Below are 15061 nucleotides of genomic sequence, written 5' to 3' on the forward strand. Positions count from 1 at the left end.
GATGAAGATGCATTTTATGTTGCTATTTGCTTGGGCGAGGCTGCTTAAAGAAAGAATTAGTCTTTTTACAAAAGCAGAACGTTTGCCATTCCTTTTCTCCTATGTTCAAATAAAGATATGAACACTTACCATCAAATAGTTGCTACAACAACCTTATATAACCCTCTTAATTAAAGGAGCGATCCTATGTCCAATGAAAACAGCAGCCCTCGTACCCTCAAACGCCAAGTAAAAGACCATTGGTATGTAAGCTATGAAGAAGCTGGCTTTCCGTTTATCCAAAAAGGCTGGGTGCTGCCGGTGGAAAGATGGAAAGATTTTGACCCGTTTATCTTAATGGCTGAAGACTGGTTTAAACGCGGGGCCTTTTCAGATCACCCGCACCGTGGCTTTCAAACGATTACGTATGTAATAGACGGCCGGCTAGAGCATATTGATAATGGTGGAGGCCGTGATATTTTAGAACCTGGAGACATGCAGTACATGAACGCAGGCTGGTCCGCTCGTCATGCCGAGGAAGGCGTAGAAGACGACGTTGCCCACACACTCCAGCTCTGGCTTAACTTACCCAGGCAACTAAAAGATTCAAAAACCAGCTATCAAAATGTCTATTCAGAAGACGCGCCTGTTGTTTCTTTTGACGGTGGCTCTATTAAAGTGTTTTCCGGAGATATTGCTGGAGTAACAGGTCCTTTGCAATCCGCCGTCCCCATCACAATGTCAGAAATAGCGTTAACCGAAGGCGCAACATACACCCTGGAGATTCCTGAGTCCCACAATGCCTTCTGTTATGTACTTTCAGGTGATATCGATGTTGGCGAGCATCCAGTTAACTTGAAAAAACACGGGGTAGGCACTTTAACTTTTGAAGAAGAAGGCGATAAAACGAACACAAGTGAGCTTGTTATCACTTCTAATCATCGTCGCTCCAAAGTGCTTGTTTATTCCGGCACCCCGATCAGAGAAGAAATTGTACCCCACGGCCCGTTTGTAATGAACAGCATGGAAGAGATTAAACAAGCATTCCTTGACTTTCGCAACGGTAAATTCGGTCCCCCTGCCATCTAAACGAGGAAAACTTAAGCTAAGCTCCTCGGCTTCTACTTACATTGAAGCAAAGCCGCCTTTTAAAGTAACACGTTAAAATGTTCCTATCGCCGAGATCATTCTACCCTCGTGCCACAAAATCCCAACCCAACTTATTGATAAAGAGGACGACATCGAAGACGGGGCGATCCCGTCCCCTTCGTCATCCTCTTTACTTATCTAATTACCAGAAGGGTGAGCGTACGGGGATAATTTGACCTCTAATTTCACCTGGAAATGGATTCTGTTCTGTGTGAGCATTCGCATAGGTTAACTCTTGTTCCATATATTTCACTAAATCGGCCACTGTCCTGATTCCAACGTCATTTTTTACAATATCATCGTCTGTAATGATGCCTCTAATCATACCTTTTCTCGTAGTAATACCATGTTGGTCTTCAAGTGTGTCTAAATCGGCACCAAATAGGAAGGCAAGCACAGGTCCGTTAACACCACGCGGACCATAATGAATGTGTGCTTGGACAAAATTCTCAATGTTTAGCACCTCTAGGTCAAACCTTATCTTTGTTCTCGCTTTATTCACTTCAAAGGTGGCAAACCCAACCGCATCTGTCTTTACCGGAGGAACTTCCTCCTCACCGACTAATTTTGCCTTAAACAAATGGCTCATAGTAATCACCTCCTTTACAGGAGATTACTACACTCTATGTAAGGAAGGTATGGCTTGTATAGGTTAAGAAATCTAAAATATCATGAGCTTAAAAAATGAATAGAAAACATAGAGACGCATAACGGATAGAAACCTAGCAGCATGCTTATTCATTGCTTTTTTCGCAGGCTTTGTAATCTTAGAAAAGACGGACAACTATAAGACCGAAACCATGAACTAATTTTATTTTTTATTTTTATTTCCCTTCGTCAACAAAAAATAGAGCGAAAAATAGCAAAGCTATCCCCCACTCCATGAGAACTTGGTTTTCTTTTTTGTTGTATACACGAATAGTCAACTGCCTTCTATGGACCCTTCTCTTATAAGCCTAAGTTGCCAACACTTTGTGAAACCCCTGGCTTTTGTTCTGCCCGCTGTTCATTTAATTGAATCTCTAACGCTTTTTCCCCTACGGAAAGCTCATGCGGCGGCCGGTATTTTGCTTGCAGCTTGTTATCTATCGTGCGTACCCCCCACAAAAAAACCGCCAAAGCGAGCACCCATAAACCATTTAGAAGCATGCCGTCACCTCCCCCTTTTATTGTATGCGCTAACTTTACATTTTATTCCACATATTTGAAATTTAAAACAAAGGGAGGGGGAGCTGTAAAGAAATGAATGAATGAATGGATGGATGGATGTCTTTCCACAAACCTTTGAGATTATTACTTTCTACAATTTTCTGCGGTAATACGATACGGCGCACTCACACGTAGTGAAGTTGAACTTGCTTTCCCACCTCTGCCTGAATAAATGAGAAAAGGGTCCTGCAACTACCTTTTAGAATAACCTACTAAAAAGAGCTAGGCATAAGCCCAGCTTTTTGCTATTACTATTTCATTCGTACTAACTTTCGTTTCACACGATGAAGAATGCATGACTAGTATGAGTGGTTCATCTCACTTTGCAGCTTTTGAATACTTGGTTGTTTTTTAAGCTCTGTTATAATTTCACTATAGTAATAATAAAATGTTTTAAGAGTAAGGCGAGGGCTAGTATGAAACGAGTTGTTTTATACGATGGAGAGTTTATTTTTTGCGCCCAAAGCGTTCAATTCATCATCCAAAGAGACCCAAAAGGGTTCTATAAGTGTTAGTGGAAAAGAATTATTGGATTTATATAACGCTCCAAAAGAAATAAATTGTTTTGTACTTACAGAAGCTAAAAAGTGATATTTTAAACCCACAGCAGCCCTTCGCGTTTGTAAAAACTTAAAAGGAGCATGGAAATTACCTTACCTCCTATTCGTTGTCCCAAAACCTTTTAGGGACTTCTTTTATGGTCTCATCGCTAAAAATAGATATAAATTGTTCGGCACAAAAGAGCGTTGTATGCTACCTTCCCTAGAAGAAAGAAAGCGGTTCTTATAATACCAGAAGAACCAAATAAGACTATCTAACGAATCATAACCGAACAGGCTTAATACGTCTGCTCTCTTTTCCTCCTCAGGTTCAGCCACATAATTACTCTCATCATCGGTAAGAAAGATAAATGACCCCTCGTCTACTACACTAACATTATAAGAGGCAGGGACTCCTCCTGATTCAGCTAGTACCTCTTCTTCTGTTTGCTCAAAAAAACTAATCATATACTGCTCTTGATCATTACGCTGTTCCATCACTTCTTCATGGCTGATTTCTTTAACTTGCAAATCGGCTACTATATGTACGAGTTGTTCGATTGGCTCCTGATCGGTGATTTCCTCCTGTACTTCATCAGAAGATTTACCTGCAGCATCCACTTTTTGCGCATGCACATATTTGATCTCTTCAATCTCCGTTTCAGTTGGCATTAATTGTTTCTCAGCCACTGTCTCTGCCTGACTGCCTTCCTGCCCACAAGCTGCTAAGGTGAGAGCTGAACGAGAAGAACTACTTTTCGCATGTTGGCCCCTCCTTCTTTATCATCCAATAAGACATAGCTTAGCCCTCTAGATTCCAGGTTGATGGATTAGCTCCACTCCTGATTATATTGAAATAAATGGTATCATTTTTAGAATTGTTATTAAAGAACCAACAAATACATGTGGGAAGTGGAACAAGCGCCGGCAGTTTACTGACTCTCCCCTTCTGCACAACCAGCCTATTGGCCTCCATTAATCCTGAAGTGAAACCTCATTTGGAAATACCTCTTCGACATTGACTGCAAATACTTTCGCGATTTTATAGGCCAGCTTTAAGGAGGGATTGTACTTTTTCTTTTCAATGGCAATAATCGTCTGCCTGGAAACACCGATCAACTTGGACAATTCATCCTGGGACATATCCCGTTTAGCGCGAAATACTTTTACTTCATTATTCATCATGGCACGTCCTTAGCTAATAGATTTGTGGTTATAGATAAATAAACACAAAGCGAACACAATCATAGCCATTGTGTATGTAAATATTAAGTATTCGGTGAGGGCCTCATTCGGGATTTGCCCGCTTAAATTAAAAAGCATAGAAAAACTAACAAAACCTATCACTATAATAAAAGAAAAAATGGATGCCTTACCAATGATCTGATATCCTCTCTCGTCCCGGTGTTTTCCAATAAAATACGCCCAATACACTCCTGCCACTAACGAAATAAAAACCAAATAGCTGTTTAATTCTGAAATAGCAAACGTTATATTCTCCATAAAATTCCTCCTTGTTATTTTATGGTAATATAAAACAGACATAATGTAAAGTAAAATTTACTTTATGTTCGTTTTAAATGACTTTTTGAATGAATCGAGGCATTCTCTTTATGGGCATAACCTTTTACCGTTTTCTGTAGCATTACATGAATATAAGGCATGGAGTCTATTCTCCATGCCTCCTGTTTTTTATTTACGCTTGTTGGAGCCCATGCTTTACCGTTTACTGAGTATATAATCAACAAATTGTTTCTTTTCCGCTGTATAAGAGCGCTCATCATTGGCATATTGTGCCGCTAACGTATTTTTTAAGGTTTCATATTCGCTCGCAAGCGCTAGGTTGTCATTTAAATAATCTCTAAAGAAAGTATGCTGCTGCCACCATTCACCCTCATACTCTACCACATGAAGAATATGAGTTTTTGTTGCAGCTTCTAGATCGGAAAACTTAGCAAATACCTCTTTTCCCTCAATCTGAACTTTTGCTAAATGATAATACCCGCTCTCTTTTAATCTCTCCCGGTCAAAGTGTTTAACTTCTTCCATCGATTCAACCCCGACAAGGATATCAATAATTGGCTTTGCACATATAGCAGCAATAGCCGTACTTCCAATATGCTCAATTGCTTCTGCATGATTACCTATCAAATCTTCCAATAACTTTTTCTCATCGTTAAACAACTGGTTCCACTCTTTAGCATGTGGGGTCAATACAACCTGTCCTTTATTTACACCCAGCATTAAATCCCCCCATTGTATGGTCTCTTCTTCAGACTATGACATGAAGAGGGGAAAATATAGAGTGTAATTTTATGGTAAATTATGTTATGATAATGCTACAACATAAGGTACTCAAGGAATGCATTCAATGACTGGTTCCTTTTTAAAATCACTTCTTTTCTCTAAATACCAAACGCATGGATTTTCAAATGAAAATCCATGCGTTTTAGGTAATGGCCAACGTTGTCTCTGCTTACGCCTTCGGTAAAATAAGATTAAACAAAAACCAAAATTCCAAAGGCTACAATTCCATACATAATAGCTGGAGACACTAGCATCCCATCGAGGATTGTTTTCGTTTTCTTTTCCAACCGGTAAATCAGATTACGGTAAACGAAAGTGATGGCAAAAAGTAACATGCCAAGGAGCGCTCCATACCCAATTGAAGCAAACCCATCAAACCATAATAGATTAGTAATGTAACCAAAACCGGCTCCTAATAAACTATAGGTCAAACCCTCCAGCACCCATCTACTTTGACGGGTGATATTTAACTGAGATATGACTCCACCTATTTCTTGCCCGCTTACTCCAAATACGATAAATATAACAAAAATAACAGTTCCTATTAAAACACCTAAACTGTTAACTAACTGACCCATCCCATCGCCTTGAATAAATGCAAGGATAACGGGCAACCAAATCATAAGACTCCCTGTAAAAAATATAGGAGCAACTTGCAACAGAATTCCTCCGTTCTTATGTCATTTATATCAAGCACGCTTACCTTTATGCTTTTTTCTATTCCACTTTCACACACCTAAACCGTAACAAAAATGCGTAATACTCAATAAAAGTGTCTTTTAGGGATAACTTGTGATTCTTATGTAAGAGCTTACTAACGAATTTCCTTAACGAAGATGAAGGCGCGATACTTCAACAGAAACTCCCTTCCACTCCAATTATTTCAAATATTTCATAGTAACACAATTGTCACTTTGCTTTATGTTTCACCTATCGGCTTAACAGGCTATAGGTGATGACTCAGCATAATTTAGTCTAGTAACAAATTAAATCATTTAAGTTATACGCTTACTACAGAACTTTTACACCTTACTACAATGAAATGAGGCAGCGCGTTGGAACAATTATGGAGACCGTTCAGCGATATCATCCCGCTATTTATAGTACTAATTCCCTTCGTTGGAATAATCGGCTGTTGCTTGTTTTACTACCGCCGAGAACAAGGTTATGGCAAGGGCTATGTATGGTTCGAATCAAGTATAGATTCGTTACTAATACTCTCGATTATTGGTATTTTAATCGTAACTCTTACACCAACAGCCACAAGTGGCCGCACCTTACAACTAGTTCCGATTTTGACCAGCTGGGACCTTCTTTATCAAGCAAGCCATTATACTACACCAATTCGGCAACTTGTTTTTAATGTGTTGTTGTTTATCCCTTTTGGGGTGTTTTTCTTTTTAAAATTGCGCTCCATTTCGAGAGTAATAGTGAAGACGAGTCTAGTTGCCATGTTCTTTTCTGTCCTAATTGAGACGATGCAATATATATTAGCGATCGGGCGAACGACAAATATTGATGATGTAATTTTAAATACGCTTGGTGCCTTTTTAGGCGCTGTAATCGGCTCGTTTTTTAATCGCTTCCTAAATAAGGGATAGCGTGTATGTACTTTTTTAGGAATGTATTATCGCTTTGTTTGCAAGTGTAAGAATTAGACACTTTTCTTTTCTAGTCGGTTTTGCTCACGAGTAGTGATACTCTTTTTTGCCTGGTCCTTCTCCGTGGAAGTGATGATCATTCCCGGAATAATAATACTCATTATCATCAATCTTTTATATAAAAAGGACCATGACGTTACGTACCCACGTAAAACATCATGGTCCTTGCTTATTACCCTTCCACTTTCCGTGCTTGCAGGTCAGCTAGGATGTCAGGATAGTTATGATCCACTTTAAACAAATAGAGCAGGATCATTTTAACGAGGCCAAGAGCTAATGGAATATAGAGATTCAAAGCTAAAATCATTTGCAAGGCCAAGGTTGACTGTTCGGGGCTGCCGCCTACATAACCACCGAAGCCCAAAAGCCAGCCGATTAATGCCAAGCCAATGCCTGTACCGACTTTAATGCCAACGCTTGTGCCGCTATTAACCAGACCTTCCGTTCGCACTCCTGTCTTCCATTCGCCGTATTCAATGGTGTCATTAATCATCGCAAAGGTTAACGCGATCGCCGGCATCAGACCAATGCCAACTAACACATGACCTGATAAGAAGAGAAGTAAGCTGTAAGGGTCAGCCAACTTAATGCACTGGCCGATGATAAAGATCAAAGCACCCGTCATGGCAACGTTTCGCTTCCCCCATCTCCGCACGAACGGTTTAATAAAAAACACACCAATCAACATAGGCAAAGCTGAAGCGATCCCAATTAAGGGAAAGTAATCTACATTTCCAATAATATATTGAGCGTAGTACATGGCCGCTCCTTGGGTTAGTCCGATGGTGGTGTAAAAGGTGGCACAATACAACGTAATAATTAACCAGAATTTATTTTTCACTAATGCTTGAAAGCCAATTTTAACTGGAACTTTTTCGATTTCGGTTTTATGAGCTGCGGTCGCTGCTCGTTCTTTTACTTTGAAAAAGGTAATATACAACGTAATCACGATAAGCAGACCATATATGAAGGCAAGTGCACTCCAACCAATGGCTGCAGCTAATGGCTGGGTGAAAGCAACGACAAGCAGATTCCCGCTTAAGATAAAGACAGCCGCATAAATATTGGATATAGATCGACTATGTTGGTGCTGGGTCATAACGCCGAGCAAGGTTTTATAAGGGATGGACACAGCGGTATAGATAAGCACAAAACCAATATAAGAGACATATGCATAAATGATGGCACCAGTTGCTCCAATATCAGGCACTGAAAAAAGCAGCACGGTAGCAATGCCTAATGGTATAGTGAGCCACAATAACCACGGTCTTGCTTTTCCGTATTTCGATTTCGTCTTATCTACGACCGAACCCATCCCTAAGTCAGTTACCCCATCAAACAATCGAGCAAGCAGCATAAGTGTCCCTACCGCGCCTGCGGTAATTCCGACTACATCTGTGTAATAATAGGTTAAAAAGGAGCTCATCAAACTCCAAACGGCAAAAATGCCAAAACTCCCTACGCCGTATGCCCACATTTCCCTTCTTCCCGGCCTTTCTACCTCAGTGGCCGGAGGTACTTCCTGCTTGGTTACTAACATCTGTTCATCCCCTTTTCCCTTCATAACACACGGCCTCATTAATTGCATTTAGCCCTTTTTGCCCACATAATGTAAGGGCTTTCATTTTGATGTAGGCCTATATCTGGCCCTCATCCCTCTCTTTTTAGTAATAGCGCCATGCCTTGCCCTCCCCCTACACACAGTGTTGCTAAGCCATACCTTTTTTGACTTCGCATCATTTCATACAGGAGAGTAGTCGTAATCTTGCAGCCTGTTGCACCTAGTGGATGGCCTAAGGCGATGGCTCCGCCGTTGACATTTACTTTTTGAGGGTCCAGGTCGGCCTCGCGAATGACAGCGAGAGCCTGAGCGGCAAACGCTTCGTTTAATTCAATGACATCAATTTCTTTAAGTGATAGTTCGCTCCTCTTTAATAGTTTTTGAATAGCAGGAACTGGTCCAATTCCCATCAATGATGGTGAAACGCCAGCCGTCGCCCAATCGACAATAGTGCCAAGCGGTTTCACCCCTAACTCTTTCGCTTTTCTGCTTGTCATGAGGATCATTGCAGCAGCCCCGTCATTCCTGCCGCAAGCGTTACCCGCTGTCACTGTGCCCCTTTCTTTAAACACCGGGCGTAAATCAGACAGAGAATCCAATGTTGTTGTAGGTCGTGGAAATTCATCCTGGTTAAAGGTGGTTGCTTCTTTCCGTGCTTTTACTTGGACCGGCACAATTTCCTCTGAGAAAACGTCAGCTTCTAGTGCCGCTGCTGCTTTCATTTGACTTTGGTAAGCAAATGCATCTTGCTCATCTCTTCTAATATGATAGCGCTCTGCCACATGTTCTGCGGTTAGACCCATGCTTAACTGGCTGCCATAGACCTCTTGGGGCTGCTGGCCATTTTCTGTATTGGAATCTACCAATTGAGGAGTTCCTTTTTCAAAGCGCGAATTTCTTAAATAAAACGGAGCCCGGCTCATATTTTCCGTGCCACCGGCGACAACAACTTCCGCCTGCTTGGATTGGAGCTGCTGCACAGCGGACGTAATCGCTTGCATACTAGAAGCACAAAGACGGTTTACGGTAAAGGCTGTGGCCTCTTCAGGAATACCAGCGCGCAAAGCAGCTACCCGGGCCACATTGGAGGATTCTGTAGTTTGTCTCACCTCGCCTAAAATCACTTCATCCACGAGCTGTGGCAAAAGCTCTGCCCGTTTTAATGCTTCCTCGATGACAGTAGCAGCTAAGTTGCCAGCGTTCACCTCCGTTAATGAACCGCCAAATTTCCCGACCGCTGTTCGAGCAGCGCTCACAATTACAACTTGATCGTCCAAGCCTCATCCCCCCTTTCTTCTCGCCTGTTAGCTGTATTCCTTTCGCAATTGCGCTGAAATGATATTTTTCTGAATCTCTGAAGTGCCTTCATAGATTCTAGTTATACGAGCATCACGATAAAAACGCTCAATCGGATACTCAGAAATATAACCGATGCCGCCGTGAATTTGGACAGCTTTGTCAGCGACCCGATTGTATACTTCAGAACCGTACAGCTTTAACATTGCCGCTTCTTTAATCACTCGCTTTTCTTGGTCAACCAAGCTCGCGACCCGATAGGTAAACGACCGGAGCGCTTCGATTTCCATCGCCATTTCAGCTAGCATATGGGCGATAGCCTGGTGGTCGATGATCGGTACGTTAAACTGCTTGCGCTCCTGGGCAAATGCCATACAAAGATCAAGCAGTTTTTGGCAGGAGCCCAGATTTCTAGCCACTAAGCCAGCTCTTCCGTTAGCTAATATTTTCAGGGCATTCACATAACCTTGGCCCACTTCCCCCAACACATTTTCTTCAGGGACTTCGCAATTTTCAAAAACCAATTCTGCGGAATGTGACCCTTTTAATCCCATCTTTTTTTCATTCGGCCCGACCGCTAAGCCAGGAGAGTCTTTTTCAACAAGAAAAGAAGTAATTCCTTTCGCTCCTTTGGAAGCATCTGTTACAGCCATAACTGTAAATAAGCCTGCTATCGGGGCGTTTGTAATATAGTGCTTCGTTCCGTTTAACACGTATTTATCGTCAGCTTTCACAGCTGTTGTTTTTAAATTAGTGGCATGCGAGCCTGCAGCTGGTTCGGTTAAAGCAAAAGCTCCAATCATTTCTCCGCTTGCAAGCTGGGGAAGGTATTTCGCTTTTTGTTCTTCATTCCCCATCTCCACGACCCCAACAGAGCCAATGCCAGAATGAGCGCCAATGAGCGTGGTATACCCATTGTGTGTTTTTCCGATTTCTTCATATAAGGCGCATTTGCCGACCATACCGATACCTAGACCACCGTATTTTTCCGGAATACTTAAGCCAAACAACCCCATTTCCTTCGACTTCTCTACCAGATTGGGGGGAATGTCGTCTTGTTCTTCGATCTCCATCGCGAGTGGGTCCACTTCGTGCTTAATAAAATCCCGTATCGTTTTTGCTAAAGCCGTAATATCTTCTTCTAGTTGAACATTCACGCTTCAAGCTCCTTTCTATTCATAGTGATAAAAGCCTTGCCCCGTTTTTCGGCCTAGCCTGCCCGCTTTTACATATTTTACTAAGAGCGGGCTGGGCCGATATTTTTCACCAAGGGATTGATACAGATATTCCATATTACGAAGGCGTGTATCTAAGCCGACCAAATCCGCTAACTCAAGTGGCCCCATCGGGTGGTTTAACCCCAACTTCATGGCTTTATCAATGCCTTCCACCGTGGAGACCCCCTCCAACACCATGTTCATCGCTTCATTTCCGATGACACAATTCATGCGGCTAACCGCAAAGCCCGGGAACTCTTCCACCTGTACACATTCTTTATTCATCCTTTCCCCGACTTCTACCACCTGTTTCACCGTCTCTATGGATGTTTCTAGTCCACGAATCACTTCGATTAACTTCATATTGGGTACTGGGTTAAAAAAATGCATGGCCACCGTCCGCTCAGGCCGGTTGGTTTGGGCAGCGATTTCAGTTGGACTCATCGTTGATGTGTTTGTTGCTAAGATAGTGTGTGCAGCTGTGAGCTTATCAAGTTCTTTAAAGAGCTTTGTCTTTAGTTCCATATGTTCTAGCACTGCTTCTATCACTAAATCAGCGTGAGTGACCGCTTCTTCTAATGCGGTTGTATACGTTAGGTGGTTTCTCGCCGCAGCAGCTTCTTCAGCTGTTATTACGTCTCGTGACATTCGTTTTTGCAGCTGCTCTTCTACATAGATTTTGGCTTGTTGCACTGCTTCTTTGCTAATATCCTGAACCACAACCTTAAAACCTGACACCGCTGCGGTATAGGCGATACCCCTTCCCATCGTTCCAGCGCCAATGACTGTGATATGCTCGATCACGTTATCCCCCGCTTCTCTTTTTATTTACCGGTAAATTGAGGTTTTCTTTTTTCAAGAAAAGCTTTCGTTCCTTCATTTTTATCTTCCGAAGAAAATAAAACGGCTTGCGACAGCTTTTCAATCATAAGCGCCGTGTTTAACTCTGTTTCCGAACCGTGCTGAATAGATAGTTTAGCTAGCTTTACAGCTAACGGCCCCTTGGCTGCAATTTGAGTGGCGATCTCTTCTGTTTTTTCTTGTAACATGTCCGCTGCCACAACTTCACTTACGAGCCCGATCCGGTAAGCTTCTTCACCGTCCACAACCTTGCCGGTTAAAATCATTTCCATTGCTTTTCCTTTACCAACAATTCTAGCTAAACGTTGGGTTCCGCCTGCACTTGGAATAATTGATAAATTTAATTCCGGGAGACCAATTTTAGCGTTAGTGGAAGCGATTCTAATATCACAAGCCATTGCAAGCTCACACCCTCCACCAAGCGCGAATCCGTTTATCATCGCGATGGTTGGCTTTGCGCAATTTTCAATTGTAGTATAGGCTTCTTGCATGCCATCTGCTTTTAACGCGTCGTGCATCGTTTTGTCTTGGAGCTGGGCTATATCTGCCCCAGCAGCAAATGATTTTTCTCCCTGACCTGTAAATACGATACAGCTAATGGTGTCATCCGCTTGAAACACGTGTAAGGCATCTAGGATTTCATCTAAGGTCTCTTTGTTTAATGCATTACGAACTTCCGGCCGATTGATGGTAATGTAACCTAGACGGTCCTTTGTATCGAGAAAAATCTGTTGATAATCCATGTTCATTTCCCCCTTAATCAATGTTAAGAACTATACGTGTAAAACCCTTTGCCAGCTTTCTTGCCAAGTTCACCGCGTTCTACTTTTTCTTTAATAATGGCCGCCGGTTTATCGGCTTCATCACCCGATTCATAATAACGTTCCATGCGCACGTGGTAATGGACATCAAGACCGGTTAAATCAATCAATGCGAACGGGCCGATCGGATGGTTGAGTGCTTTGGTGGCGGCTAGATCAATTTCTTCAGCCGTCGCAATATCATTCTCTAACAGATCAATCGCTTCGTTCATTAATTTTCCGAGCAGGCGGTTTGCCACAAAGCCATTTATCTCTTTTTTCAAAAGAATAGGTGTCTTGTTAAGCTGCTTCGTCAGTTCCACCGTCAGCTCTGCGGTTTCAGCAGAGGTGTGTTCTCCTTGTACAACTTCGACCAGCTCCATCACTAAGGCTGGGTTAAAGAAATGCATATTGCATACTTTTTTGGGACGATTTGTCGCTGGCGCCATGTAAGAGCTCGGTATTGAAGAACTATTAGACGCAAGGATGGTGTGAGGAGGTGCGAGTTGATCAAGCTTTTTAAACAGCTGTTGTTTGGTCTCCACTTTTTCGACGATCGCTTCAATAACAAAATCTGTACTCTCCACTGCTTCTTCTAATGAGGTGGTATACGTTAACCGGTTAAAGGCCGTTTGGACCGCCTCTTCTGTGAGTTTGCCTTTTTTAATACGACGGTCCATTTGGTAATTCAACGACTCTTCCGCCCTTTTTAAACTACTTTCCTCGATATCTTGTAAAATGACTTGAAAACCTGAAAACGCACAAACTAACGCAATTTGAGAACCCATAGCCCCGGCACCAATAACGCTGATTTGATTCATTTGCGATTGCCCCATGTTGCTTCCCCCTTATTAATTAGCTGTTTCATTCTCACGTTCTTCTTCAATTAATTTATAACGCAGCACTTTACCTACGACGGTTTTTGGCAGTTCATTTCTAAACAGGATGTGTTTCGGGATTTTATAAGCAGCGATGCGTTTACTACACCACTTCGTAATATCTTCTGCAGAACGAGCAGCTCCTTCAGTTAACACAATAGCTGCTTTAACTGTTTCGCCGCGGTACGGGTCCGGCACCCCAAAGACGCAAACTTCCTTCACCGCTTCATGCTGGTATAACACTTCCTCTATTTCTGTCGGGTAGACGTTATAGCCACTGGCAATGATCATATCTTTCTTTCTGCCTACAATATAAAAGTAACCGTCCTCATCTGTTTTGGCGAGATCTCCGGTGAAAAGCCATCCGTTTCGGAGCGTTTGTGCGGTTTCTTCTTGCTTATTCCAGTATCCCTTCATGACTTGCGGTCCTTTAATGATCAGCTCGCCTACTTCTCCCGCTTGCAGCTCTACTGTTCCTGTTTCGCGATCGACGATTTTGCTGTCTGTATTCGGGATCGGGATACCGATACTGCCAGCTTTTTTCAGGCCAGTTACCGGATTGCGATGCGTGATCGGGGCTGCTTCCGAGAGACCATAGCCTTCCACGATGGTTGAGCCTGTTTTCCTTTCAAATTCCTTCATCCTTTCTACCGGCATGGGCGCGGAACCGCTGTTACACACTTTTAAAGAAGACAAGAGGTCTGGCGTAGAAGCAGGATGTTGTAAAAGCGCCATATACATCGTTGGCACACCCGGGAAAAAGGTGGGACGATGCTTACGCATGAGTTCCAATGTCTCTTCCACTTGAAATCGTTTCTGGCAAATGATCGTTCCCGCTGCAAATATCGTCAGATTCATAGCTCCTGTCATCCCGTAAACGTGAAAGAACGGCGTGACACTTAACATTCGTTCACCTGGCACCTGTAGAAAGCCATCAGAAAAGGCAAAGCTTTGCTCAACATTCGCGAGCAAATTACTATGAGTAAGCATGACCCCTTTACTTCGCCCCGTTGTTCCACCGGTATATTGAATCACCGCAACATCATGGCTTGGGTTGACTTCTTCAGGTGGAAGTTCAGTAGAAACCCCTTCTTTTAAAAAGGAATAAAAGCGATTCACACCTTCAGCTTCATCCACTTCGCTGCCTGGTACATAAAGAGAACGTATGTCTTTACTGTTGGCAAGAGCATGCCATTTCTTCTGCTGAATATCGTTGGCCACAAACCATGCCGGGCTCGCATCTGCTACTAAATATTCCAATTCATCTAGCTGATACAACGGATTAACCTGAACGATGATGCCTCCAAGCCGCATGGTGGCAAAATATGTTATGATATACTCCGCACTGTTTGGGAGCACCACAGCAAGACGATCCCCTTTAGTAAACCCTTTCTGATAAAGAGAGGCTGCAAGTTGATCAACAGATTCTTTTACCTCCTTATATGTCAGCTCACGACTTCCATCTATGACAGCCAACTGTTCGGGGTATTGGTCTGCAGCTTGTTCAAGTAATTGATAGAGTGTAATAGATGGAATATCGACTTGTTTTGGAACGGTTTCTGGATAAAAGTCTAACCATTTCTTCTCACCCATTTCACATCCTC

16 protein-coding genes are annotated in these 15061 nt (G+C 42.6%); 2 read left to right on the forward strand and 14 right to left on the reverse strand.

Features of this window, described 5'->3' with window-relative positions:
• Positions 1-186: 186 nt before the first annotated feature.
• Positions 187-1068, forward strand: coding sequence for a pirin family protein (locus D469_RS0106880; protein ID WP_018922649.1), 882 nt, complete (start codon positions 187-189; stop codon positions 1066-1068).
• Positions 1069-1270: 202 nt separating this feature from the next.
• Here the strand turns inward: D469_RS0106880 and D469_RS0106885 are convergent, their stop codons facing one another.
• The 7 genes from D469_RS0106885 to D469_RS0106920 form a co-directional block, all read right to left on the reverse strand.
• Positions 1271-1717 carry a CHRD domain-containing protein gene (locus D469_RS0106885; protein ID WP_018922650.1) on the reverse strand — a complete coding sequence of 149 codons (447 nt, stop codon included), beginning with the start codon at positions 1715-1717 and terminating at the stop codon, positions 1271-1273.
• Positions 1718-2076: 359 nt separating this feature from the next.
• Positions 2077-2277, reverse strand: a complete 201-nt coding sequence (locus D469_RS0106890; RefSeq protein ID WP_018922651.1) for a hypothetical protein — start codon at positions 2275-2277, stop codon at positions 2077-2079.
• Between the two features lie 755 nt (positions 2278-3032).
• Positions 3033-3566 (reverse strand): hypothetical protein, encoded by a 534-nt coding sequence (locus D469_RS22000; RefSeq protein WP_018922652.1) that lies wholly within the window; start codon positions 3564-3566, stop codon positions 3033-3035.
• 285 nt (positions 3567-3851) lie between these two features.
• Positions 3852-4061 (reverse strand): helix-turn-helix transcriptional regulator, encoded by a 210-nt coding sequence (locus D469_RS0106900; protein WP_156816926.1) that lies wholly within the window; start codon positions 4059-4061, stop codon positions 3852-3854.
• Between the two features lie 9 nt (positions 4062-4070).
• Complete coding sequence (locus D469_RS0106905; RefSeq protein WP_018922654.1) at positions 4071-4379, reverse strand: DUF2178 domain-containing protein; 309 nt, start codon at positions 4377-4379, stop codon at positions 4071-4073.
• A 216-nt stretch (positions 4380-4595) separates the two neighbouring features.
• On the reverse strand, positions 4596-5120 hold the full coding sequence (locus D469_RS0106915) for a GrpB family protein (RefSeq protein ID WP_018922656.1): 525 nt from the start codon (positions 5118-5120) through the stop codon (positions 4596-4598).
• A 254-nt stretch (positions 5121-5374) separates the two neighbouring features.
• Positions 5375-5806, reverse strand: coding sequence for a hypothetical protein (locus D469_RS0106920; RefSeq protein ID WP_156816927.1), 432 nt, complete (start codon positions 5804-5806; stop codon positions 5375-5377).
• A gap of 432 nt (positions 5807-6238) precedes the next feature.
• Between D469_RS0106920 and D469_RS21005 the strand changes: the two genes are divergently transcribed.
• Positions 6239-6784: a VanZ family protein gene (locus D469_RS21005; RefSeq protein ID WP_018922658.1), complete on the forward strand. Its 546-nt coding sequence runs from the start codon at positions 6239-6241 to the stop codon at positions 6782-6784.
• 232 nt (positions 6785-7016) lie between these two features.
• Here the strand turns inward: D469_RS21005 and D469_RS0106930 are convergent, their stop codons facing one another.
• The 7 genes from D469_RS0106930 to D469_RS0106960 all read right to left on the reverse strand — a co-directional run bounded on the left by D469_RS0106930 (position 7017) and on the right by D469_RS0106960 (position 15050).
• Positions 7017-8408 (reverse strand): MFS transporter, encoded by a 1392-nt coding sequence (locus tag D469_RS0106930; RefSeq protein ID WP_018922659.1) that lies wholly within the window; start codon positions 8406-8408, stop codon positions 7017-7019.
• Positions 8409-8494: 86 nt separating this feature from the next.
• On the reverse strand, positions 8495-9682 hold the full coding sequence (locus D469_RS0106935; RefSeq protein ID WP_018922660.1) for a thiolase family protein: 1188 nt from the start codon (positions 9680-9682) through the stop codon (positions 8495-8497).
• Between the two features lie 27 nt (positions 9683-9709).
• Positions 9710-10858: an acyl-CoA dehydrogenase family protein gene (locus D469_RS0106940; RefSeq protein ID WP_018922661.1), complete on the reverse strand. Its 1149-nt coding sequence runs from the start codon at positions 10856-10858 to the stop codon at positions 9710-9712.
• Positions 10859-10873: 15 nt separating this feature from the next.
• Complete coding sequence (locus D469_RS0106945) at positions 10874-11719, reverse strand: 3-hydroxyacyl-CoA dehydrogenase family protein (protein WP_026286139.1); 846 nt, start codon at positions 11717-11719, stop codon at positions 10874-10876.
• Between the two features lie 23 nt (positions 11720-11742).
• A complete protein-coding gene (locus tag D469_RS0106950; RefSeq protein WP_018922663.1) occupies positions 11743-12522 on the reverse strand; it encodes an enoyl-CoA hydratase/isomerase family protein in 780 nt (259 codons plus the stop codon).
• A gap of 23 nt (positions 12523-12545) precedes the next feature.
• On the reverse strand, positions 12546-13415 hold the full coding sequence (locus D469_RS0106955) for a 3-hydroxyacyl-CoA dehydrogenase family protein (RefSeq protein WP_018922664.1): 870 nt from the start codon (positions 13413-13415) through the stop codon (positions 12546-12548).
• A gap of 15 nt (positions 13416-13430) precedes the next feature.
• Positions 13431-15050, reverse strand: a complete 1620-nt coding sequence (locus D469_RS0106960; protein WP_018922665.1) for a long-chain-fatty-acid--CoA ligase — start codon at positions 15048-15050, stop codon at positions 13431-13433.
• Positions 15051-15061 lie beyond the last annotated feature (11 nt).

The sequence above is a fragment of the Salsuginibacillus kocurii DSM 18087 genome (assembly GCF_000377705.1).
In the GTDB taxonomy this organism is placed as follows: Bacteria; Bacillota; Bacilli; order Bacillales; family Marinococcaceae; genus Salsuginibacillus; species Salsuginibacillus kocurii.

Bases quoted from the DNA above. Each gene is read 5' to 3' on its own strand.
- D469_RS0106880 (WP_018922649.1), top strand. From the start codon at position 187: ATGTCCAATGAAAACAGCAGCCCTCGTACCCTCAAACGCCAAGTAAAA.
- D469_RS0106885 (WP_018922650.1), bottom strand. From the start codon at position 1,717: ATGAGCCATTTGTTTAAGGCAAAATTAGTCGGTGAGGAGGAAGTTCCT.
- D469_RS0106890 (WP_018922651.1), bottom strand. From the start codon at position 2,277: ATGCTTCTAAATGGTTTATGGGTGCTCGCTTTGGCGGTTTTTTTGTGG.
- D469_RS0106900 (WP_156816926.1), bottom strand. From the start codon at position 4,061: ATGATGAATAATGAAGTAAAAGTATTTCGCGCTAAACGGGATATGTCC.
- D469_RS0106905 (WP_018922654.1), bottom strand. From the start codon at position 4,379: ATGGAGAATATAACGTTTGCTATTTCAGAATTAAACAGCTATTTGGTT.
- D469_RS0106915 (WP_018922656.1), bottom strand. From the start codon at position 5,120: ATGCTGGGTGTAAATAAAGGACAGGTTGTATTGACCCCACATGCTAAA.
- D469_RS0106920 (WP_156816927.1), bottom strand. From the start codon at position 5,806: ATGATTTGGTTGCCCGTTATCCTTGCATTTATTCAAGGCGATGGGATG.
- D469_RS0106930 (WP_018922659.1), bottom strand. From the start codon at position 8,408: ATGAAGGGAAAAGGGGATGAACAGATGTTAGTAACCAAGCAGGAAGTA.
- D469_RS0106950 (WP_018922663.1), bottom strand. From the start codon at position 12,522: ATGGATTATCAACAGATTTTTCTCGATACAAAGGACCGTCTAGGTTAC.
- D469_RS0106955 (WP_018922664.1), bottom strand. From the start codon at position 13,415: ATGGGGCAATCGCAAATGAATCAAATCAGCGTTATTGGTGCCGGGGCT.
- D469_RS0106960 (WP_018922665.1), bottom strand. From the start codon at position 15,050: ATGGGTGAGAAGAAATGGTTAGACTTTTATCCAGAAACCGTTCCAAAA.